The organism is Klebsiella sp. 2019SCSN059 (assembly GCF_021739525.1).
Taxonomy (GTDB): domain Bacteria; phylum Pseudomonadota; class Gammaproteobacteria; order Enterobacterales; family Enterobacteriaceae; genus Klebsiella; species Klebsiella quasipneumoniae.
This window is the reverse complement of record NZ_JAKKOM010000007.1, coordinates 12,720-33,900: the sequence shown is the minus strand read 5'-3', so window position 1 is coordinate 33,900 and position 21,181 is coordinate 12,720. Positions and strand designations below refer to the sequence as shown.

18 protein-coding genes are annotated in these 21,181 nt (G+C 58.1%); 10 read left to right on the top strand and 8 right to left on the bottom strand.

Going from position 1 to position 21,181, the window contains the following annotated elements; all coding sequences use genetic code 11:
- Nucleotides 1-9: 9 nt before the first annotated feature.
- Nucleotides 10-1,704: a PTS fructose transporter subunit IIBC gene (gene fruA, locus L2I46_RS10400; protein ID WP_236947831.1), complete on the top strand. Its 1,695-nt coding sequence runs from the start codon at nucleotides 10-12 to the stop codon at nucleotides 1,702-1,704.
- A 53-nt stretch (nucleotides 1,705-1,757) separates the two neighbouring features.
- Here fruA and nfo read toward each other — a convergent pair whose 3' ends face one another.
- A complete protein-coding gene (nfo, locus tag L2I46_RS10395) occupies nucleotides 1,758-2,612 on the bottom strand; it encodes a deoxyribonuclease IV (RefSeq protein ID WP_236947830.1) in 855 nt (284 codons plus the stop codon).
- Nucleotides 2,613-2,683: 71 nt separating this feature from the next.
- Nucleotides 2,684-3,733 (bottom strand): YeiH family protein, encoded by a 1,050-nt coding sequence (locus L2I46_RS10390; RefSeq protein ID WP_044524219.1) that lies wholly within the window; start codon nucleotides 3,731-3,733, stop codon nucleotides 2,684-2,686.
- Nucleotides 3,734-3,998: 265 nt separating this feature from the next.
- Here L2I46_RS10390 and yieE point away from each other — a divergent pair, with 265 nt between their 5' ends.
- Both yieE and L2I46_RS10380 read left to right on the top strand, forming a co-directional pair.
- Entirely contained in the window at nucleotides 3,999-4,865 is an 867-nt protein-coding gene (gene yieE / locus L2I46_RS10385) for a DNA-binding transcriptional regulator YeiE (protein WP_086075549.1), read from the top strand.
- 181 nt (nucleotides 4,866-5,046) lie between these two features.
- Nucleotides 5,047-6,516 carry an amino acid permease gene (locus L2I46_RS10380; RefSeq protein WP_023290447.1) on the top strand — a complete coding sequence of 490 codons (1,470 nt, stop codon included), beginning with the start codon at nucleotides 5,047-5,049 and terminating at the stop codon, nucleotides 6,514-6,516.
- A 41-nt stretch (nucleotides 6,517-6,557) separates the two neighbouring features.
- Here L2I46_RS10380 and L2I46_RS10375 read toward each other — a convergent pair whose 3' ends face one another.
- Nucleotides 6,558-7,364 carry a hypothetical protein gene (locus L2I46_RS10375; RefSeq protein WP_236947829.1) on the bottom strand — a complete coding sequence of 269 codons (807 nt, stop codon included), beginning with the start codon at nucleotides 7,362-7,364 and terminating at the stop codon, nucleotides 6,558-6,560.
- 246 nt (nucleotides 7,365-7,610) lie between these two features.
- Here L2I46_RS10375 and cirA point away from each other — a divergent pair, with 246 nt between their 5' ends.
- Nucleotides 7,611-9,584 (top strand): catecholate siderophore receptor CirA, encoded by a 1,974-nt coding sequence (cirA, locus tag L2I46_RS10370; protein WP_064157251.1) that lies wholly within the window; start codon nucleotides 7,611-7,613, stop codon nucleotides 9,582-9,584.
- Between the two features lie 57 nt (nucleotides 9,585-9,641).
- Here cirA and fghA read toward each other — a convergent pair whose 3' ends face one another.
- Complete coding sequence (fghA, locus tag L2I46_RS10365) at nucleotides 9,642-10,475, bottom strand: S-formylglutathione hydrolase (protein WP_087849512.1); 834 nt, start codon at nucleotides 10,473-10,475, stop codon at nucleotides 9,642-9,644.
- 360 nt (nucleotides 10,476-10,835) lie between these two features.
- On the opposite strand from fghA, the gene folE reads away from it, so the two are divergent.
- From folE to mglC, 6 genes are all read left to right on the top strand, one after another.
- Nucleotides 10,836-11,504 (top strand): GTP cyclohydrolase I FolE, encoded by a 669-nt coding sequence (gene folE / locus L2I46_RS10360; protein ID WP_023290444.1) that lies wholly within the window; start codon nucleotides 10,836-10,838, stop codon nucleotides 11,502-11,504.
- A 15-nt stretch (nucleotides 11,505-11,519) separates the two neighbouring features.
- Nucleotides 11,520-12,677: a DUF418 domain-containing protein YeiB gene (gene yeiB, locus L2I46_RS10355; protein ID WP_101977613.1), complete on the top strand. Its 1,158-nt coding sequence runs from the start codon at nucleotides 11,520-11,522 to the stop codon at nucleotides 12,675-12,677.
- A 155-nt stretch (nucleotides 12,678-12,832) separates the two neighbouring features.
- A complete protein-coding gene (gene galS / locus L2I46_RS10350) occupies nucleotides 12,833-13,855 on the top strand; it encodes an HTH-type transcriptional regulator GalS (RefSeq protein ID WP_023290442.1) in 1,023 nt (340 codons plus the stop codon).
- A 296-nt stretch (nucleotides 13,856-14,151) separates the two neighbouring features.
- On the top strand, nucleotides 14,152-15,150 hold the full coding sequence (mglB, locus tag L2I46_RS10345) for a galactose/glucose ABC transporter substrate-binding protein MglB (protein WP_023290441.1): 999 nt from the start codon (nucleotides 14,152-14,154) through the stop codon (nucleotides 15,148-15,150).
- 118 nt (nucleotides 15,151-15,268) lie between these two features.
- Complete coding sequence (gene mglA, locus L2I46_RS10340) at nucleotides 15,269-16,789, top strand: galactose/methyl galactoside ABC transporter ATP-binding protein MglA (RefSeq protein WP_004201625.1); 1,521 nt, start codon at nucleotides 15,269-15,271, stop codon at nucleotides 16,787-16,789.
- 15 nt (nucleotides 16,790-16,804) lie between these two features.
- A complete protein-coding gene (mglC, locus tag L2I46_RS10335) occupies nucleotides 16,805-17,815 on the top strand; it encodes a galactose/methyl galactoside ABC transporter permease MglC (RefSeq protein ID WP_002912871.1) in 1,011 nt (336 codons plus the stop codon).
- A 70-nt stretch (nucleotides 17,816-17,885) separates the two neighbouring features.
- Here mglC and sanA read toward each other — a convergent pair whose 3' ends face one another.
- From sanA to L2I46_RS10315, 4 genes are all read right to left on the bottom strand, one after another.
- Nucleotides 17,886-18,602 carry an outer membrane permeability protein SanA gene (sanA, locus tag L2I46_RS10330; RefSeq protein WP_004201624.1) on the bottom strand — a complete coding sequence of 239 codons (717 nt, stop codon included), beginning with the start codon at nucleotides 18,600-18,602 and terminating at the stop codon, nucleotides 17,886-17,888.
- A gap of 345 nt (nucleotides 18,603-18,947) precedes the next feature.
- Nucleotides 18,948-19,832, bottom strand: a complete 885-nt coding sequence (cdd, locus tag L2I46_RS10325; RefSeq protein WP_236947828.1) for a cytidine deaminase — start codon at nucleotides 19,830-19,832, stop codon at nucleotides 18,948-18,950.
- A gap of 128 nt (nucleotides 19,833-19,960) precedes the next feature.
- Nucleotides 19,961-20,656, bottom strand: coding sequence for a CidB/LrgB family autolysis modulator (locus L2I46_RS10320; RefSeq protein WP_086075545.1), 696 nt, complete (start codon nucleotides 20,654-20,656; stop codon nucleotides 19,961-19,963).
- Entirely contained in the window at nucleotides 20,646-21,050 is a 405-nt protein-coding gene (locus L2I46_RS10315) for a CidA/LrgA family protein (protein ID WP_023290438.1), read from the bottom strand. Before L2I46_RS10315 ends, L2I46_RS10320 begins: the two co-directional genes overlap by 11 nt.
- Between the last annotated feature and the right edge of the window lie 131 nt (nucleotides 21,051-21,181).

Here is a 21,181-nt window from a genome sequence, read left to right as displayed (position 1 = left end):
AGAGGCATAATGAAAACGCTGCTGATTATTGATGCCGGACTCGGACAGGCGCGCGCCTATATGGCGAAAACCCTGCTGGGTGCCGCAGCGCCAAAAGCGCACCTTGAACTGATTGATAATCCGAACGACGCCGAACTGGTGATTGTTCTCGGGTCGGCGCTGCCCACTGACAGCGCGCTGAACGGCAAACAAGTCTACCTCGGCGATATTAATCGCGCCGTGGCGCACCCGGAGCTGTTCCTCAGCGAAGCCAAAGGCCACGCGATGCCGTACGCGGCGCCTGCCGCTGCGGCAGTCCCGGCGGCCACCGGCGGACCGAAACGTATTGTCGCGGTCACCGCCTGTCCGACCGGCGTTGCCCATACCTTTATGGCGGCTGAAGCCATTGAAACCGAAGCGAAAAAACGCGGCTGGTGGGTGAAAGTGGAAACCCGCGGCTCCGTCGGCGCGGGCAATGCTATCACCCCGGAAGAGGTGGCCGAGGCGGATCTGGTGATCGTCGCCGCCGATATCGAAGTCGACCTGGCGAAATTCGCCGGCAAGCCGATGTATCGCACCACCACCGGTCTGGCGCTGAAGAAAACCGCCCAGGAGCTGGACAAAGCGGTGGCTGAAGCCAAACCGTACCAGCCTTCCGGTAAACCTCAGGCTGCTGGCGAAGGTAAAAAAGAGTCGGCGGGCGCCTACCGCCACCTGCTGACCGGCGTCTCCTACATGCTGCCGATGGTGGTGGCGGGCGGCCTGTGTATCGCGCTCTCCTTTGCCTTCGGGATCAAAGCGTTTGAAGTGAAAGACACCCTCGCGGCGGCGCTGATGCAAATCGGCGGCGGCTCGGCCTTCGCGCTGATGGTGCCGGTGCTGGCGGGCTTTATCGCCTTCTCCATTGCCGACCGTCCGGGTCTGACCCCGGGTCTTATCGGCGGTATGCTGGCGGTCAGCGGCGGCTCCGGCTTTATCGGCGGGATCATTGCCGGTTTCCTTGCCGGTTACGTGGCGAAAGCCATCAGCACTAAGCTGAAACTGCCGCAGAGTATGGAAGCGCTGAAGCCGATCCTGATCATTCCGCTGGTCTCCAGCCTGATCGTGGGCCTGGCGATGATCTACCTGATTGGTAAACCGGTCGCCGGTATCCTCGCCTGGCTGACCCACTGGCTGCAAACCATGGGCACCGCCAACGCGGTTCTGCTGGGCGCGATCCTCGGCGCGATGATGTGTACCGACATGGGCGGCCCGGTGAACAAAGCGGCCTATGCCTTCGGCGTTGGCCTGCTGAGTACCCAGACCTACGCGCCGATGGCGGCGATCATGGCGGCCGGTATGGTGCCTCCGCTGGCGATGGGTATCGCAACGCTGGTTGCCCGCAATAAGTTCGACAAAGGGCAGCGGGAAGGGGGTAAAGCCGCGCTGGTTCTCGGCCTGTGCTTTATCTCTGAAGGGGCGATTCCTTTTGCCGCCCGTGACCCGATGCGCGTGCTGCCTTGCTGTATCGTCGGCGGCGCGGTAACCGGCGCTATCTCGATGGCGATTGGCGCGAAACTGATGGCGCCGCACGGCGGGCTGTTTGTTCTGCTGATCCCGGGGGCGATTACGCCAGTGCTGGGCTACCTGCTGGCGATTGTTGCCGGGACGCTGGTCGCGGGCCTCTCCTACGCGGTGCTGAAACGCCCGGAAGCGCAGGTAGCGGAAGTCGAAAAAGCGGCATAATTTCTCCGCAATAAAAAAGGGCCGACTGTTCGGCCCTTTTTTTATGTCTCTATTTACGCCACTTCGGCGATCTGCTGCGCCCGCAGCCAGGTTATCTCTTCCGCCCAGATATCCGGGTTGATGGTTTCCAGAATCAGCGGAATGCCGTCGAAGCGGTTGTCCTGCATGATCCAGCTGAAGCAATCGTGGCCGATGTTGCCTTCCCCCAGACTATGGTGACGGTCGACCCGGCTGCCGAAGGCGCTCTTGGCATCGTTGAGATGCATGCCGCGCAGATACTGAAAGCCGACGATACGGTCGAAGTCGGCAAAGGTCTTCTCGCAGGCTTCGGCGCTGCGCAGGTTATAGCCGGCGGCGAAGGCGTGGCAGGTATCGATGCAGACGCCGACGCGGGTTTTATCTTCCACGCCGTCGATGATGGCCGCGAGGTGCTCGAACTTAAAGCCCAGGTTGCTGCCCTGGCCGGCGGTATTTTCGATAACCGCGGTGACGCCTTCGGTCTTCGCCAGCGCGATATTGATCGATTCGGCGATGCGTGCCAGACACTCTTCCTCCGGGATCTGCTGCAGATGGCTGCCGGGGTGGAAGTTGAGCAGCGTCAGCCCCAGCTGCTGACAGCGGGTCATCTCATCGATGAAGGCGTCACGGGATTTTTCCAGCGCCTCTTCCACCGGGTGGCCGAGGTTAATCAGGTAGCTGTCGTGCGGCAGGATCTGTCCGGGGCCAAAGTGATACTTTTCACAGGCGGCTTTGAATTCGGCGATGGTCTGGTCGCTGAGCGGCGCGGCGCGCCACTGGCGCTGATTTTTGGTGAAGAGGGCGAAGGCGGTTGCTTCGATTTCGGCGGCGCGAATGGCGGCATTGGCCAGTCCACCTGAGGCGCTCACGTGCGCTCCTACGTATTTCATAAAAAAACTCCAGTTAAAGCCGCTGGGGGGTGGGTAATGATAGCGGCTTAACTGGAGAAAGATGTAGTGCTTTATGCCATCAGGCTGTGGATGGCGACGTTAATGGCCCCGCCGCCGACAATCAACCAGACGAACAGCATCAGCGCCATCAGCAGCGGTTTCGCCCCGGCTTTTTTCAGGGCGCTGACGTGAGTGGTCACCCCAAGAGCGGCCATCGCCATCGCCAGCAGGACGGTATCCAGCGTCACCAGCATCTCCACGACCGCTTTCGGCAGCAGATGGAAGGAGTTAAACACCGCCACCAGGATGAACATAATGGCAAACCACGGAATGGTGATTTTGCTTTTCTCGCCGTTACCCGCCGGGGTCAGCTGTTTAACACGCGCCGCCAGGAACAGCAGGAACGGGGCCAGCATCATCACGCGCAGCATTTTAGCGATAACCGCGGCGTTCTCCGCATCCGGGCTGACCGCATGGCCGGCAGCGACGACCTGCGCCACTTCATGCATGGTGGAACCCATATAGATCCCGTAGGTCTCCGGGGTAAACCAGTGCGCCAGCAGCGGATACATCGCCGGGTAGAGGAAGATAGCGATGGTACCGAAGATCACCACCGTGGCGACGGCGACGGTCACTTTACTGGCTTCGGCTTTGACCACCGGCTCGCTGGCGAGCACTGCCGCCGCGCCGCAGATGCTGCTGCCGGCGCCGATCAGCCAGCTGGTGTGCTTATCGAGCCCAAACACTTTCTGGCCCAGGAAGCAGGCGATGAAAAAGGTGCTGGAGAGCGTCAGAACGTCAATCAAAATACCGCTCACGCCGACGTCGGCAATCTGGGCGAACGTCAGGCGGAAGCCGTAGAGGATGATCCCCAGGCGCAGCAGATACTGTTTGGCGAAGATCACCCCGCCGTCGCAGGGCTGCCAGATTTTCGGATAGACCGTGTTACCGACGACCATCCCGAACAGGATAGCGAGGGTCAGGGCGCTGAAGCCCGCCCCGGCGATGGCCGGGAAGCTACCGGCCCACAGGGCGGCGCCGGTCAGGGCGGCGGTCAGCGCCAGGCCTGGGACAAAATGCCACAGGGAACGATGTTTGGTGGGTAAAGTGAGTGCTGTCATAACCTTCTCCTTTGTCTGCCTAAAGGTTACGCCGCGCGGGATTAAATATAAAATTGATTATATGTTTATAATCAATCGTAATAAGTGGTTAATGGCCGCTTCGCCGGAGACAACGGGGCAGGGGAGTGAGGCGCGCAAGCGAGCTTCTCTTGTCAGCAAGACGATGATTTTGTGACGTAAGGGGATTTTCATTCCGTCAGCCGCCTCGATTTGTGTCACCATAGTAAGGAAGGTTATTCAGACTGGATTACTAAACGGGTGGGTTATGCATATTACGCTGCGGCAGCTGGAAGTGTTCGCCGAAGTCCATAAGAGTGGGTCGACCACTCAGGCGTCACAGATGCTGGCGCTTTCGCAATCGGCGGTCAGCGCCGCGCTGACCGATCTGGAAGGGCAGCTTGGCGTACAGCTGTTCGACCGCGTCGGCAAGCGGCTGGTGGTCAATGAGCATGGACGGCTGCTCTATCCGCGCGCCCTGGCGTTGCTGGAGCGGGCCCTGGAGATCGAGCAGCTGTTTCGCGGCGACAACGGGGCGATTCGGGTCTACGCCAGCAGCACCATCGGCAACTATATTATGCCGGAGATCATTGCCCGCTATCGCCATGACTTCCCGGATCTGCCGGTTGAGCTGAGCGTTGGCAACAGCCTGGACGTAATCAACGCCGTTGCCGACCTGCGGGTGGATTTCGGTCTGATCGAGGGGCCGTGCCATGCCGCCGATATTATCGCCGAGCCGTGGCTGGAAGATGAGCTGGTGGTGTTTGCCGCGCCTGACTCGCCGCTGCTGGCGGGGGAGGTGACCCTGCAGCAGCTGGCCGAGGCGCCGTGGATCCTGCGCGAGCATGGGTCTGGCACCCGGGAGATTGTCGATTACGTTCTGCTGTCGCATCTGCCGGCGTTTCATCTGGGGATGGAGCTGGGCAACTCGGAGGCGATCAAACACGCGGTGCGCCATGGGCTGGGGATCAGCTGCTTATCGCGGCGGGTGATTGCCGAACAGCTGTCCTCCGGCACGCTGGCGGAGCTGAAAGTGCCGCTGCCCCGGCTGACGCGCACGCTGTGGCGGATCCACCACCGGCAGAAGCATATTTCCAAAGCATTACAACGTTTTCTACAGTATTGCCAGGTGTAGCGATCCGGCGTTATCGCCTGATAAAGGGGGGGGAAATTTGCTGGCAATTCCGCAGGTTAGTGCTTTACTAATAATTTGCGGTCGATCATGAAGCTCTCTTATAACTTTGCATTTGTACCGGATGAAACCCCGATCGTCTGCTACAATCGCGCCTCATTTTTTGGATGGATAGCATTATCACATGGTTTCGGAAACTAAAACCACAGAAGCGCCCACGCTACGTCGTGAACTAAAGGCGCGCCACTTGACCATGATCGCCATCGGCGGTTCCATCGGTACGGGTCTTTTTGTTGCCTCTGGCGCAACGATTTCGCAAGCAGGTCCCGGCGGGGCGCTGCTTTCTTATATTCTGATCGGTCTGATGGTCTATTTCCTGATGACCAGCCTGGGCGAACTGGCGGCGTTTATGCCGGTGTCCGGTTCCTTCGCCACCTACGGGCAGAATTATGTTGAAGAGGGCTTCGGCTTCGCGCTGGGCTGGAACTACTGGTACAACTGGGCGGTAACGATCGCCGTTGACCTCGTGGCCTCGCAGCTGGTGATGAGCTACTGGTTCCCTGACACCCCAGGCTGGATCTGGAGCGCCTTGTTCCTCGGCATTATGTTCCTGCTAAACTGGATCTCGGTGCGCGGCTTTGGCGAGGCGGAATACTGGTTCTCGCTGATCAAAGTGGCCACCGTCATTATCTTTATCATCGTCGGCGTGATGATGATTGTCGGTATCTTCAAAGGGGCGCAGCCTGCCGGCTGGAGCAACTGGGGGATCGCGGATGCGCCGTTTGCCGGCGGCTTCTCGGCGATGATCGGCGTGGCGATGATTGTCGGCTTCTCCTTCCAGGGCACCGAGCTTATCGGTATTGCCGCCGGTGAGTCTGAGAACCCGGAAAAGAACATTCCGCGCGCGGTGCGCCAGGTCTTCTGGCGTATCCTGCTGTTCTACGTCTTCGCGATCCTGATTATCAGCCTGATCATTCCGTATACCGATCCGAGCCTGCTGCGCAACGACGTTAAAGATATCTCCGTCAGCCCGTTCACGCTGGTCTTCCAGCACGCCGGTCTGCTGTCGGCGGCGGCGATCATGAACGCCGTTATCCTGACGGCCGTTCTGTCGGCGGGTAACTCGGGGATGTACGCTTCTACGCGTATGCTGTATACCCTGGCCTGCGACGGCAAAGCGCCGCGCATTTTCTCGAAGCTGTCGCGTGGCGGCGTACCGCGCAACGCCCTGTATGCGACCACCGTTATCGCGGCGCTGTGCTTCCTGACTTCGATGTTCGGTAACCAGACGGTGTACCTGTGGCTGCTGAACACCTCGGGGATGACGGGCTTTATCGCCTGGCTGGGGATTGCCATCAGCCACTATCGTTTCCGTCGTGGCTTCGTCCTGCAGGGTAACGATATTAATAATCTGCCGTATCGTTCCGGGTTCTTCCCGCTGGGGCCGATCTTCGCCTTCGTGCTGTGCCTGATCATCACCCTCGGACAGAACTACGAAGCGTTCCTCAAGGACACCATTGACTGGGGCGGCGTGGCGGCGACCTACATCGGTATTCCGCTGTTCCTCGTCATCTGGTTTGGGTACAAACTGGCGAAAGGCACCCGCTTCGTTCGCTACAGCGAAATGACCTTCCCGGACCGCTTTAAGCGTTAATCTTCGCTATTGTGCGATAAAAGCCCTCTGTAAAGAGGGCTTCATCGTGCTGGCCAGGTGCAATCTTCAGGAATTGCCCGGCGGCGCTGCGCTTGCGCGGGCGTACAGATATTTGCGTAACTGTTTGATATTTCAACTTTTCGTAGGCCGGGTAAGGCGAAAGCCGCCACCCGGCAGACAGATGAGTACGATAACGAAAACAGGTTTGTCATCGCCCGGAAGCCCTCTGAAAAGAGGGCTTCATCGTGCTGGCAAAGTGCAATCTTCAGGAATTGCCCGGCGGCGCTGCGCTTGCGCGGGCCTACATATATCTGCGTAACTGTTTGATATTGCAATTTTTCGTAGGCCGGGTAAGGCGAAAGCCGCCACCCGGCAGACAGATGAGTACGATAACGAAAACAGGTTTGCATCACCCGGAAGCCCTCTGAAAAGAGGGCTTCATCTTGCTGGCAAAGTGCAATCTTCAGGAATTGCCCGGCGGCGCTGCGCTTGCGCGGGCCTACAGATATTTGCGTAACTTTTTGATATTTCAACTTTTCGTAGGCCGGGAAAGGCGAAAGCCGCCACCCGGCAGACAGATGAGTACGATAACGAAAACAGGTTTGTATCACCCAGAAGCCCTCTGAAAAGAGGGCTTCATCTTGCTGGCCAGGCGCAATCTTCAGGAATTGCCCGGCGGCGCTGCGCTTGCGCGGGCCTACAGATATCTGCGTAACTGTTTGATATTGCAATTTTTCGTAGGCCGGGTAAGGCGAAAGCCGCCACCCGGCAGACATATGAGTACGATAACGAAAACAGGTTTGCATCACCCGGAAACCCTCTGAAAAGAGGGCTTTTTTTATGTCCACACGGTTACAGCCTGACACAATTCTTCATAATTATATTGATAATAGAAATCATTATCTTTATCATTTCCGACCATTACGGATGAAGCCACTCCCCCCGTATCTGCCATGTGTACAGACTGACATCGGGCGACCAGCCACATCGACGAGAAAACAGCGCGAGTCTACCGCCGACAGAGCGGCAGGCCGCCAGCGCGTGTGAGCAGCACCTTTTTGTTTGTTTGGTTGTACACCTCATGGAGATTTGGAATGTTCAGGTTAAACCCTTTTATCCGGGCGGGATTGTCTGCGTCCGTCGTATCGTTGGCGTTTCCGGCCCTGGCCGATGTGAATGAAGAAACGCTGGTGGTGACCGCCTCGGCCACTGAACAGAGCGTCAAAGACGCACCGGCGAGCATCAGCGTCATCACCCAGCAGGATTTGCAGCGCAAGCCGGTGCAGAACCTGAAAGACGTACTGCGCGATGTGCCCGGGGTCCAGCTCACCAACGAAGGGGATAACCGCAAGGGCGTCAGCATTCGCGGTCTGAGCAGCAGCTATACCCTGATCCTTGTCGACGGGAAACGCGTCAACTCCCGGAACGCCGTCTTCCGCCACAATGACTTCGACCTGAACTGGATCCCGGTGGATGCCATCGAACGTATCGAGGTGGTGCGCGGCCCGATGTCCTCCCTGTACGGCTCCGATGCGCTCGGCGGCGTGGTCAACATTATTACCAAAAAAATCGGCCAGAAATGGACCGGGACGCTGAGCGCCGATACCACCATTCAGGAACACCGCGACCGCGGCGATACCTGGAACGGCCAGTTCTTCACCAGCGGCCCGCTGATCGACGGCGTGCTCGGGATGAAGGCCTACGGCAGCCTGGCGAAGCGCGCCAAGGACGATCCCCAGTCTTCCAGCAATGCCACCGGCGAAACGCCGCGCATAGAGGGCTTCACCAGCCGCGATGGCAATGTTGAATTCGCCTGGACGCCGAGCGACAACCACGATTTCACCGCGGGCTATGGCTTTGACCGCCAGGATCGCGACTCCGATTCCCTTGACCGCAACCGCCTTGAGCGTGAGAACTACTCCCTGAGCCATAACGGCCGTTGGGAGATGGGCAACAGCGAGCTCAAGTTCTACGGCGAAAAGGTGGATAATAAAAATCCAGGGCAGAACGGCACCATCACCTCCGAAAGCAATGCCATCGACGGCAAGTATGTCCTGCCGCTGGACATGATTAACCAGCTGGTGACCTTCGGCGGCGAATGGCGCCACGACAAGCTGAAAGATCCGGTCAACCTGAGCAGCGGCGGCCAGTCGACCTCAGCCAGCCAGTACGCCCTGTTTATTGAAGACGAATGGCGCATCATCGAGCCGCTGGCGCTGACCACCGGCATTCGTATGGACGACCATCAGACCTATGGCGATCACTGGAGCCCGCGCGCCTATCTGGTGTATAACGCCACCGATACCGTCACCGTCAAAGGCGGCTGGGCGACGGCGTTTAAAGCCCCGTCGCTGCTGCAGCTTAACCCCGACTGGACCACCAACTCCTGCCGCGGCTCGTGCAGCATCATCGGTAACCCGGATCTGAAGCCGGAAACCAGCGAAAGCTTCGAGCTTGGTCTCTACTATCGTGGGGAAGAGGGCTGGCTGCAGGATGTTGAAGGCAGCATCACCACCTTCCAGAACAATGTCGACGATATGATTGATGTTCTGCGCACCTCCAGCGCCAGCGAAGCGCCGGGCTACCCGAACTTTGTCGGCTGGAAAACCGTCAACGGTAAGCGCGTGCCGATCTTCCGCTATTTCAACGTCAACAAAGCGCGCATCAAAGGGGTGGAGACCGAGGTGAAGATCCCGTTCGGCGATGAGTGGAAGCTGACGGTGAACTACACCTACAACGATGGTCGCGATCTGAGCAACGGCGGCGACAAACCGCTGCAGACGCTGCCGTTCCATACCGCCAACGGCACGCTTGACTGGAAACCGCTGGACGACTGGTCCTTCTACGTGACGGCCAACTATACCGGCCAGCAGCGCGCGGTGAGCGCCACCGGCAAAACCCCGGGCGGCTATACCCTGTTTGACGTCGGCGCGGCGTGGCAGGTCACCAAAAATGTGAAACTGCGCTCCGGGGTGCAGAACGTGGGCGATAAAGATCTCAACCGGGACGACTACAGCTATACCGAAGAGGGCCGTCGCTACTTTATGGCCGTGGATTATCGCTTCTGATCGTTGGCGCTTAACGATGGCCTGCGCCGCGACGTGGATTCGCGGCGCAGGTTGCGTTTAGTTAAAGAGATGCTGCGCGTGGAAACGCAGATGGTCTTCGATAAACGAGGCAATGAAGTAGTAGCTATGATCGTAACCGGGCTGGATGCGCAGCGTTAACGGCCAGGCCTTCTGCCGCGCGACCTCCGCCAGCACCGCGGGCTGCAGCTGTCCGGCGAGGAACGGATCGTTATCGCCCTGATCGATAAGCGTCGGCACCGCGTCCGCCGGCTGGCTGGCCTGCATCAGGGCGCAGCTGTCCCAGGCTCGCCATGTCGATTCATCGGCGCCGAGATAGGCGGTAAACGCTTTCTTGCCCCACGGCACCTGGGAGGGATTGACGATTGGCGCGAAGGCGGAGACGCTGGCGTAGCGGCCGGGATTGGTGAGCGCCATGATAAGCGCGCCGTGACCGCCCATCGAGTGGCCGCTGATGGCGCAGCGTTCGCCGACGGTAAACTCGCTGCGGATAAGCGCGGGCAGTTCGTCGCGCAGGTAATCGTACATCCGGTAGTGCGCCGACCACGGCGCCTCGGTGGCGTTCAGGTAGAAGCCAGCGCCTTGCCCCAGATCGTAACCGTCATCGTTGGCCACCTCGTCACCGCGCGGGCTGGTATCCGGCATCACCAGCGCGATGCCCAGCGCGGCGGCAATGCGCTGAGCGCCCGCCTTGGTGGTAAAGTTTTCATCGTTACAGGTCAGCCCGGACAGCCAGTACAGCACCGGCGGCGGCGCTTCGCGCTCAGGCGGTAAAAAAATGCTGAACGTCATGGCGCAGTTCAGGACAGGGGAGTGATGACGCCAGCGTTGTTGCCGGCCGTCAAAACAGCGATGCTCTTCAAGCAGTTCCATGCAAGGCTCCTCGGAAGGGATGTGCGCGTAAACGTTCATAATACAGATATTTCATTAGCCGGTGAGCAACTTTCACTTTCTCCTTTTGAGAACTTACTGCATCATTAATGCAACTTATAGCCAACATGCCGGTGTAGCGATGGCGCTTATGGATGCGTACAGCGGTTGGATCATTCCGGATTCGGCGATAGGGATTTGGCGTCGCGCCTGAGGCGTGGCTTCGCGCCTTAATAAAAGGCAGCGCCAATTTCAATAATTATCGTTACGGCTACTGGATTCTGTGCGCCACCTCACGCACAATGAATACAAACTTTGCCCCCAGAAAAAGCAAAGAGCGCCACACCTGCAGGAGAAACCCAAATGTCATCACTGAGTAAAGAAGCCGTCCTCGTTCATGAAGCGCTGGTCGCTCGTGGGCTGGAGACGCCGATGCGTGCGCCAGTACAAGAAATTGATAACGAAACACGCAAGCGTTTGATTACCGGTCATATGACCGAGATTATGCAACTGCTGAATCTGGATCTGAGTGATGACAGTCTGATGGAGACCCCGCATCGCATCGCCAAAATGTATGTCGATGAGATCTTCTCCGGACTGGATTACTCCCGTTTCCCGAAAATCACCGTCATTGAAAACAAAATGAAGGTCGATGAAATGGTCACCGTGCGCGATATCACCCTGACCAGCACCTGCGAACACCACTTTGTCACCATCGATGGTAAAGCGACGGTAGCCTACATCCCGAAAGATTCGGTGATCGGCCTGTCGAAAATCAACCGCATCGTGCAGTTCTTCGCCCAGCGCCCGCAGGTCCAGGAGCGTCTCACGCAGCAGATCCTGATCGCGCTGCAGACGCTGCTCGGCACCAGCAACGTGGCGGTATCCATTGACGCGGTGCATTACTGCGTGAAAGCGCGCGGCATCCGTGACGCGACCAGCGCCACTACCACCACCTCCCTCGGTGGCCTGTTCAAATCCAGCCAGAATACCCGCCAGGAATTCCTGCGCGCAGTACGTCACCACAACTAAAACGGAGCAGGGTACATGGAGAGAAATGTCACGCTGGACTTTGTCCGCGGCGTCGCCATCCTCGGTATCCTGCTTCTCAATATCAGCGCCTTCGGCTTGCCGAAGGCCGCTTACCTCAATCCGGCCTGGTCAGGAAGCGCGACCCTCAGCGACGCCTGGACCTGGGCGATCCTTGACCTGCTGGCGCAGGTGAAGTTTCTTACCCTGTTCGCGCTGCTGTTTGGCGCCGGTCTGCAGCTCCTGCTCCCCCGCGGCAAACGCTGGATCCAGTCGCGGCTGACCCTGCTGGCGCTGCTTGGTTTCATTCACGGTCTCTTCTTCTGGGATGGCGATATTCTGCTGGCCTACGCCCTGGTGGGGCTGGTGAGCTGGCGCATGGTGCGCGAGGCGCAGCATGTTAAATCGCTGTTTAACACCGGGGTGGTGCTCTACCTCACCGGTATTGCGGTGCTGGTCCTGCTGGGGATCATCTCGGGGACGGCCGCGAATCGCTCCTGGGTACCGGACGCGGCCAATCTGCAGTATGAGCAGTACTGGAAGCTGCACGGCGGCATGGAGGCGGTCAGCAACCGGGCGGATATGCTGTCAGACAATCTGTTGGCGCTCGGCGCGCAGTATGGCTGGCAGCTGGCGGGGATGATGCTGATAGGCGCGGCGCTGATGCGCAGCGGCTGGCTGAAAGGGCAGTTCAGCCAGCGTCACTATCGGCGCACCGGCGCGCTGCTGGTGCTAGCCGGGATGGCGGTGAATGTGGCGGCTATTGTCGCCCAGTGGTATCTGGCATGGGACTATCGCTGGTGCGCGTTCTTACTGCAGGCGCCGCGTGAACTGAGCGCCCCGCTGCAGGCTATCGGCTATGCCTCGCTGGCCTGGGGCTACTGGCCGCAGCTCTGCCGTTTCCGCCTGGTGGGGGCTATCGCCTGCGTCGGACGCATGGCGCTGAGCAACTACCTGCTGCAGACCCTGATCTGCACCACCCTGTTTTATCATCTCGGGCTGTTTATGCGCTTCGATCGTCTGCAGCTGCTGGCCTTTGTTCCCCCCATCTGGGCCGTCAACCTCCTCGTATCATCACTCTGGCTGCGCCGCTTCCGCCAGGGGCCGGTGGAATGGCTGTGGCGTCAGTTAACCCTGCGTGCGTCAGGGACATCATTGAAAGACACATCCAGATAACGATCTCGATCACAATCATTAACAAAACGGATGTAAACGTTTCCAGCCGTGTGACCTCACTCACGTAGCGGACCGCGGGTCGCTGCCAGAATAGCCTCCTTGCTGAGCACAGGAGGTGAATGTGACGTGCTGTAATTCTCTTAAGGTCGCTGAGTATGATCACCATTCGTGATGTCGCCCGCCAGGCGGGTGTATCCGTGGCCACCGTGTCGCGGGTGCTGAACAATAGCGCGCTGGTGAGTCCGGATACGCGCGACGTGGTGATGAAAGCGGTGACCCAGCTGGGCTACCGGCCCAACGCCAACGCCCAGGCGCTGGCCACCCAGGTCAGCGATACCATCGGCGTGGTGGTGATGGACGTCTCCGATGCCTTCTTCGGCGCGCTGGTGAAAGCGGTGGATACCGTCGCCCAGCAGCATCATAAGTATGTGCTGATCGGCAACAGCTATCACGAAGCGGAAAAAGAGCGCCATGCCATCGAGGTGCTGATCCGCCAGCGCTGCTCGGCGCTGATCGTCCATTCTAAAGCGCTCAGCGATGCTGAACTGAGCGACTTTATGCAACATATCCCGGGGATGGTGCTGATCAACCGCATCGTGCCGGGCTTTGCCCATCGCTGCGTCGGCCTCGACAACGTTAGCGGCGCGCTGATGGCTACCCGCATGCTGCTCAATCACGGCCACCAGCGCATCGGTTATCTCTCCTCTAATCACGGCATTGAAGACGACGATATGCGCCGGGAAGGGTGGAGCAAAGCGCTGCAGGAGCAGGGCATCATCGCCCCGGACAGCTGGGTCGGGTCCGGCTCCCCGGACATGCAGGGCGGCGAAGCGGCGATGGTCGAACTGCTGGGGCGGAATCTCGGCCTCACTGCGGTGTTCGCCTATAACGACAGCATGGCGGCCGGCGCGCTGACCACGCTGAAGGACAACGGCATTGTCGTGCCGCAGCATCTGTCGCTGATTGGCTTTGATGATATTCCTATTTCCCGTTACACCGATCCTCAGCTGACCACCGTGCGCTATCCGGTAATGTCGATGGCGAAGCTGGCCACTGAGCTGGCGCTGCTGGGGGCGGCCGGCAAGCTGGATCGCGAGGCGACGCACTGCTTTATGCCCACCCTGGTGCGCCGTCACTCCGTTGCCCAGCGGCAAACTGTGGGGCCGATCACTAACTGAAGCGGCGGCGGGATGTAACCGCTTTCAATTTGTGAGTAAATTCACAGTATATTAACATTCACCTGATTATGATGGCAGCGTTTACCAGTCTGAACCGCGAGGTGATGGGGAATCCTCACTTTCTTCAGTAGGAACAAGGCGTTAAACGAGTATTAGAGTCGTATTTTTCTGGAGCGTTACCCAACACGGAAGACCGAATTTTCGTCGTGAAATGCGTTGTGCGGTAACACTAATGCAACAAATCCCGCCCGCACTTTTTCACAAAAATGACCCTGCATAATAAAACCGGAGATTCCATGAATAAGAAGGTGTTTACCCTCTCTGCTGTAATGGCTGGTCTGTTATTTGGCGCCGCAGCACACGCAGCAGATACCCGTATCGGCGTGACGATTTATAAATATGACGACAACTTTATGTCGGTGGTGCGTAAGGCGATTGAAAAAGATGGCAAATCCGCGCCTGACGTCCAGCTGCTGATGAATGACTCGCAGAACGACCAGTCGAAACAAAACGATCAGATTGACGTGCTGCTGGCGAAAGGCGTGAAAGCCCTGGCGATCAACCTGGTTGACCCGGCTGCGGCGGGAACGGTCATCGAAAAAGCGCGCGGGCAGAACATTCCGGTGGTGTTCTTCAACAAAGAGCCTTCCCGTAAAGCGCTGGATAGCTATGACAAAGCTTATTACGTCGGTACCGACTCGAAAGAGTCCGGGATTATTCAGGGCGATCTGATCGCCAAGCACTGGAAAGCCAACCCGAACTGGGATCTGAATAAAGACGGCCAGATCCAGTACGTCCTGCTGAAAGGCGAGCCGGGCCATCCGGATGCGGAAGCGCGTACCACCTACGTTATCAAAGAGCTGAATGATAAAGGCCTGAAGACCCAGCAGCTGCAGATGGACACCGCCATGTGGGATACCGCCCAGGCGAAAGACAAAATGGACGCCTGGCTCTCCGGCCCGAATGCGAACAAGATTGAAGTGGTGATCGCTAACAACGACGCCATGGCGATGGGCGCGGTTGAAGCGCTGAAAGCGCACAACAAGAGCAGCATTCCGGTGTTCGGCGTGGATGCGCTGCCGGAAGCCCTGGCGCTGGTGAAATCCGGCGCGATGGCCGGTACCGTGCTGAACGATGCTAACAACCAGGCGAAAGCGACCTTCGATCTGGCGAAAAACCTGGCCGACGGGAAAGACGCTGCGGCAGGCACCAACTGGAAAATTGACAACAAGATTGTTCGCGTCCCCTATGTGGGCGTCGATAAAGACAACCTGAGCCAGTTTACCGGCAAATAATCGTGATGTGAGTTGCGGGCGTGGGTTATCCACGCCCGATTATTCCTGATACAGAACCAGACTCCTGCTGGCGTTATTGCGCCGGACGGGGCGTGCATGAACGCAGCCAGGTATAACTATGGTCAGCAATAATAGCGAACGGTCAGGCGAATATTTGTTGGAAATGACCAACATCAACAAATCGTTTCCTGGCGTCAAGGCTCTTGATAATGTCAACCTGAAGGTTCGTCCGCACTCCATTCATGCGTTAATGGGTGAGAACGGCGCCGGTAAATCGACATTATTAAAATGCCTTTTTGGGATCTATCAAAAAGATTCCGGCAGCATTCTTTTTCAGGGAAAAGAGATCGATTTCCATTCGGCGAAAGAAGCCCTGGAAAACGGTATTTCGATGGTACATCAGGAATTAAACCTGGTCTTACAGCGTTCGGTCATGGACAACATGTGGCTCGGGCGTTATCCCACTAAAGGTATGTTTGTCGATCAGGACAAAATGTACCGGGACACCAAGGCCATATTTGATGAGCTGGATATTGATATCGACCCGCGCGCCCGCGTCGGTACCTTATCGGTATCCCAGATGCAGATGATTGAGATCGCCAAGGCGTTTTCCTATGACGCCAAAATCGTCATCATGGACGAGCCGACGTCGTCGCTGACGGAAAAAGAGGTCAACCATCTGTTTAAGATTATCCGCAAGCTGAAAGATCGCGGCTGCGGTATCGTCTATATCTCGCACAAAATGGAAGAGATTTTCCAGCTGTGCGATGAAATTACCATCCTTCGCGACGGCCAGTGGATCGCCACCCAGCCGCTGGAAGGGCTGGATATGGACAAGATCATCGCCATGATGGTCGGGCGTTCGCTCAACCAGCGCTTTCCGGATCGAGAAAACACCCCGGGAGAAGTGATCCTCCAGGTGCGCAATCTCACCTCCCTGCGCCAGCCGTCCATTCGCGATGTCTCCTTCGATCTGCATAAGGGCGAAATTCTCGGTATCGCCGGTCTGGTGGGCGCGAAGCGTACCGACATCGTGGAGACCCTGTTCGGGATCCGTGAGAAGGCCAGCGGCACCATCACCCTGCACGGGAAGAAGATCAACAACCACAGCGCCAATGAGGCGATTAACCACGGTTTTGCGCTGGTGACCGAGGAGCGGCGCTCCACCGGGATTTACGCCTATCTGGATATCGGTTTTAACTCGCTGATCTCCAATATTAAGAAATATAAAAACAGCGTCGGCTTGCTGGATAACTCGCGGATGAAGAGCGATACCCAATGGGTCATTGACTCTATGCGCGTTAAAACCCCCGGCCAGCATACGCAGATTGGTTCGCTTTCCGGTGGTAACCAGCAAAAGGTCATTATTGGCCGCTGGCTGCTGACCCAGCCGGAGATCCTGATGCTGGACGAGCCGACGCGCGGTATCGACGTCGGCGCCAAATTCGAGATCTATCAGCTGATTGCCGAGCTGGCTAAAAAAGATAAAGGGATCATTATTATTTCCTCCGAAATGCCGGAACTGCTGGGGATTACCGACCGCATTCTGGTGATGAGCAACGGCCTGGTCGCGGGCATTGTTGAGACTAAAACCACCACGCAAAACGAAATACTGCGTCTTGCGTCATTGCACCTTTAAGATCAGGGGCTTCACATGAGTGCGTTAAATAAAAAGAGTTTTCTCACTTACCTGAAAGAGGGTGGGATATATGTCGTCCTTCTGGTCCTGTTGGCCATTATTATCTTCCAGGATCCGACATTTTTAAGTCTGCTCAACCTGAGTAATATTCTGACCCAGTCCTCGGTGCGTATTATTATTGCCCTCGGGGTGGCCGGACTGATTGTCACGCAGGGCACCGACCTCTCCGCCGGCCGTCAGGTGGGACTGGCGGCGGTGATTGCCGCGACCATGCTGCAGGCGGTGGATAATGCCAACAAGGTGTTCCCGGATATGGCGACCATGCCGATCCCGCTGGTCATCCTGCTGGTATGCGCCATCGGGGCGGTCATCGGCCTGATTAACGGGATCGTCATTGCCTATCTGAACGTGACGCCGTTTATTACCACCCTTGGGACCATGATCATCGTCTACGGCATTAACTCGCTGTACTACGACTTCGTGGGCGCGTCGCCGATCTCCGGCTTCGACAGCCATTTCTCCCATTTCGCGCAGGGTTTTGTGGCGCTGGGCTCGTTCCGCCTGTCCTACATCACCTTCTACGCGCTGATTGCCGTCTTCTTTGTCTGGATCCTGTGGAACAAGACGCGCTTTGGCAAAAACATCTTCGCTATCGGCGGTAACCCGGAAGCGGCGAAGGTCTCCGGGGTCAACGTAGCGTTGAACCTGCTGATGATCTACGCCCTCTCCGGCGTGTTCTACGCCTTCGGCGGCCTGCTGGAAGCTGGTCGTATCGGCTCGGCGACCAATAACCTCGGCTTTATGTACGAACTGGACGCCATCGCCGCCTGCGTGGTGGGCGGCGTATCGTTCAGCGGCGGGGTAGGGACCGTATTCGGCGTGGTTACCGGGGTGATTATCTTCACCGTGATCAACTACGGCCTGACCTATATCGGCGTTAACCCTTACTGGCAGTACATCATTAAGGGGGCGATCATTATTTTCGCCGTGGCGCTGGATTCCCTGAAATACGCCCGTAAGAAGTAATTTTTGCCTGAGTAAAAACCCGCGCCTGGCGCGGGTTTTTTTATACCTGAAACGGATGCGTTGATGGAGGCTACTTTTCTTTCTGCAGCTCCAGTAGCTGCTCCGGGGTGACCGCCGGGTAGGACTGGGCGTCATCCGGCACGTCGTGCTGCTGCGCCGGAATCGGGATTAAAGGACCGAGGAAGCGCGGTTCCCGTTTGAAGATGTAGAGGTCCGCCAGCGCGCCGAAGCGGGCGCCGAATTCGCGCAGCCGCACGCTCCACATATCCTTCGGCGACGGCACCGCGTAGCACTGAGCCTGGATCCCCATATGCAGGGCGATAAACAGCGCCCGTTCGCAGTGGAAGCGTTGGGTGATGATAATGAAGTCGTTGGTGTCGAACACTTTGCGGGTGCGGACGATCGAGTCGAGCGTGCGGAAACCGGCATAGTCCAGCACGATATCCGCCGGATCGACGCCGCCTTTAATCAGGTCCCGGCGCATAGTCATCGGTTCATTGTAGCTTTGCAGGGCGTTATCCCCGCTCAGCAGCAGATAGTTGACCTTGCCGCTGTTGTAGGCGTTGAGCGCGCCCTGGATGCGGTAGCGGTAATACTGATTGATCACCCCGGTGCGGTAGTATTTAGCGGTGCCCAGCACCACGCCGACCTGGCGGTAGGGGAGGTCCTGCAGCTCGTCATAGATATAGGGCGCGGTTTTCCAGCTCATCCAGCGGTCAAGACCCAGCACGGTCAACAGCAGCAGGCCGAGCAGGACTAACAGGCTGTAGAACACACGCTTTAACATGAACTTGGCTCAATAATAGACAACGGAGTCTTCAGGCTACTTTACCCGCCGGGTAAGCGCAAGAAACCCGCGTTTAATTGCGGGGATTTTCAGCAATATGGACCGATCGCCGATCCCAGACCGGGCAAGGCGTAGCCGCAACCTGTTCTCCGGTCCTCCGGGAACGTCTCAGCGACTTTGAGGCCGTCAGGTCGGCAGTTTCAGCAGCCATAGCGATCTTCAGCTCGCAATGGCGCGAACGGTAGGTCGGGTTAGCGGAGCGCCTCCCGACAACATAACGGCATAAAAGGTCGGCCGGATTAGACGAAACCGTCATCCGGCCATCTGCTCAGGCGCGCAGGCTGATTAACCTAACAGCACGCGCTCGATATTGTGGCAGCCCAGCGCCTTCAGGGTGGCGACGGTGGCGTCCCACTGAATCAGCGCCGCATCGGCTTTCTCCGCCAGGATCGCCCGCTGGATGTCCGGATAATCATAGCCGTTGAGGCTGAGGAGATTCAGCGCCCCCTGCAGCGGCGGCAGCGTCGGGTTGAACGCCGCGTTTTCCGCATAGCTGCCGCTGAAAAGGGTGCCATCTTTCAGCTCCAGCGCTACGCCGGAAGGCGAGTGGCTGTACGGCGCGTGGCAGCGGTTAGCGGCCTCAATCGCCGCCTGGGACAGGGCATCGCCGCTGACCGGGAAGCCGTGGTTCTGGTGGTCCATCAGCAGGGTTTTGATCTCCAGGTCTTTCGGGCCGAAGGCATCCGGCAGATAGTGCTGCAGCGCATGGGCTTCGCGACCGGGCAGATGAATGCGCAGCGTCAGTCCGCTGTTCAGTTCGTTCATAAACTGACGGCAATGGCCGCACGGCGTGTAGTTCACCGTGATGGCGCGCAGGGAGGTTTCACCGCGCAGCCAGGCGTGGCTGATGGCGCTCTGCTCCGCATGGACGGTCTGCTGCATGGTGGCGCCGAGAAACTCCATGTTGCCGCCAAAGTACCAGCGGCCGCTGACGCCGCGGGCGATAGCCCCGACGTTAAAGTGGGAAAGGTCGGCGCGCGCGCAGGCGGCGGCCAGCGGCAGTAGCGCAAAGGCCAGCGCGTCTTCGTCCAGACCTGTCGCCTGTTGCAGCATCGCCACCTGATCGGCTTCGAGCAGCGCCGGGAAGTGCGGGTCGGCGAGCATCGGGGCGATGGCCGCCTGCAGGTCTGCTGCCAGAGTCGTCAAAGCAGCTTGAAAACGTGAGTGCATAGCGTTGCCTCATAACAGTGTAATGGGAAACCAGTGTACGGGCGTCAAGGGGTTTCAAATGTGATTTGCATCTCATTGCTAATGCAACTTTTCATCGTTGCATTGATAAATGTGATGTGAGTCACATTTTATCCCGCCACCGCAAGGATCAGCGGGAATAAAAACGGCGCCATCAACGAAGTGATGATCCCGCACAGCACCAGCGCCAGCGAGCTGAACGCCCCTTCCTGATAGTCCAGTTCCGCACAGCGGGCGGTACCGAGGGCGTGCGAGGCGGTGCCCATCGACAGGCCGCGCGACGCTTTGGTGCGAATACGCATCAGGTTGAGCAGGGTATGGCCGAATACCGCGCCAAGGATGCCGACAAAAATCACGCACACGGCGCTGATGGCCGGGATGCCGCCGATACTGCCGCTCACCGCCATGGCAATCGGCGTGGTCACCGATTTGGGCAGAACAGAGGCGGCGATCTGCGGTGTGGCGCCCATCAGTAGGGCCACGGTGGTGCCGGTGATCATCGCCACGCAGCTGCCGATAAAGCAGATGGTGATAATCGATTTCCAGCGCGCGCGGATCTGGTGCAGCTGTTCATACAGCGGGAAAGCCAGCGCGACCACCGCCGGCTGCAGCAGATCGTTCAGGATCTTGCTGCCGGCAAAGTAACGCTCATAGGAGATCCCGGTCAGCAGCAGAAACGGGATTATCACTACCATCGCCACCAGCAGCGGGTTGAGTAGCGGGAACTTAAAGCGGGCCGCCAGTTTGCGGGCGAGGAAAAAGACGATCAGGGTTAGCGGCAGCGACCACCAGATTTCATGCATCATTTTTCTTTTCCTTTTGCCCAATCACTTTGCGTTCGCCATGCACCAGGTGAGAGCTCCAGCTCACCACCACAAACACCACCAGCGTGCTGATGGCGCAGGAGATGACGACCGGCCCCAGCTGGGCGCGCAGCAGATCCCAGTACTGCATCACGCCGACGCCGATCGGCACGAACAGCAGCGCCATATAGCGGATCAGGATATTGCAGCCGGGGTTGACCCACTGCGGCGGCATAATTTGCAGCGCCAGCAGCACGAAGAGGATCAGCATGCCGATGATGCTGCCGGGGATGGTGATGGGCAGCAGCCCGGCGATAAATATTCCGGCGTATAAGCAGGCGTAAATCAGGACGAAAGCCCGCAGGTAGTGCCAGATAATAGTCAGCGATTTACTCATGGTAATAACCCTTGATGAAGTACATTCATCATACAATTAATCCCTAAAATGTGCTACCGATCACATCATGAATTCTATGCATAGCGCTGATAGCGTACGGGAACAATAGCCTCTCCCGGCAGGACCTGACA

What these genes read in the sequence shown, in the direction of transcription:
- fruA (WP_236947831.1), top strand. Translation starts at nt 10, where the DNA reads ATGAAAACGCTGCTGATTATTGATGCCGGACTCGGACAGGCGCGCGCC.
- nfo (WP_236947830.1), bottom strand. Translation starts at nt 2,612, where the DNA reads ATGAAATACGTAGGAGCGCACGTGAGCGCCTCAGGTGGACTGGCCAAT.
- L2I46_RS10390 (WP_044524219.1), bottom strand. Translation starts at nt 3,733, where the DNA reads ATGACAGCACTCACTTTACCCACCAAACATCGTTCCCTGTGGCATTTT.
- yieE (WP_086075549.1), top strand. Translation starts at nt 3,999, where the DNA reads ATGCATATTACGCTGCGGCAGCTGGAAGTGTTCGCCGAAGTCCATAAG.
- L2I46_RS10380 (WP_023290447.1), top strand. Translation starts at nt 5,047, where the DNA reads ATGGTTTCGGAAACTAAAACCACAGAAGCGCCCACGCTACGTCGTGAA.
- cirA (WP_064157251.1), top strand. Translation starts at nt 7,611, where the DNA reads ATGTTCAGGTTAAACCCTTTTATCCGGGCGGGATTGTCTGCGTCCGTC.
- fghA (WP_087849512.1), bottom strand. Translation starts at nt 10,475, where the DNA reads ATGGAACTGCTTGAAGAGCATCGCTGTTTTGACGGCCGGCAACAACGC.
- folE (WP_023290444.1), top strand. Translation starts at nt 10,836, where the DNA reads ATGTCATCACTGAGTAAAGAAGCCGTCCTCGTTCATGAAGCGCTGGTC.
- yeiB (WP_101977613.1), top strand. Translation starts at nt 11,520, where the DNA reads ATGGAGAGAAATGTCACGCTGGACTTTGTCCGCGGCGTCGCCATCCTC.
- galS (WP_023290442.1), top strand. Translation starts at nt 12,833, where the DNA reads ATGATCACCATTCGTGATGTCGCCCGCCAGGCGGGTGTATCCGTGGCC.
- mglB (WP_023290441.1), top strand. Translation starts at nt 14,152, where the DNA reads ATGAATAAGAAGGTGTTTACCCTCTCTGCTGTAATGGCTGGTCTGTTA.
- mglA (WP_004201625.1), top strand. Translation starts at nt 15,269, where the DNA reads ATGGTCAGCAATAATAGCGAACGGTCAGGCGAATATTTGTTGGAAATG.
- mglC (WP_002912871.1), top strand. Translation starts at nt 16,805, where the DNA reads ATGAGTGCGTTAAATAAAAAGAGTTTTCTCACTTACCTGAAAGAGGGT.
- sanA (WP_004201624.1), bottom strand. Translation starts at nt 18,602, where the DNA reads ATGTTAAAGCGTGTGTTCTACAGCCTGTTAGTCCTGCTCGGCCTGCTG.
- cdd (WP_236947828.1), bottom strand. Translation starts at nt 19,832, where the DNA reads ATGCACTCACGTTTTCAAGCTGCTTTGACGACTCTGGCAGCAGACCTG.
- L2I46_RS10320 (WP_086075545.1), bottom strand. Translation starts at nt 20,656, where the DNA reads ATGATGCATGAAATCTGGTGGTCGCTGCCGCTAACCCTGATCGTCTTT.
- L2I46_RS10315 (WP_023290438.1), bottom strand. Translation starts at nt 21,050, where the DNA reads ATGAGTAAATCGCTGACTATTATCTGGCACTACCTGCGGGCTTTCGTC.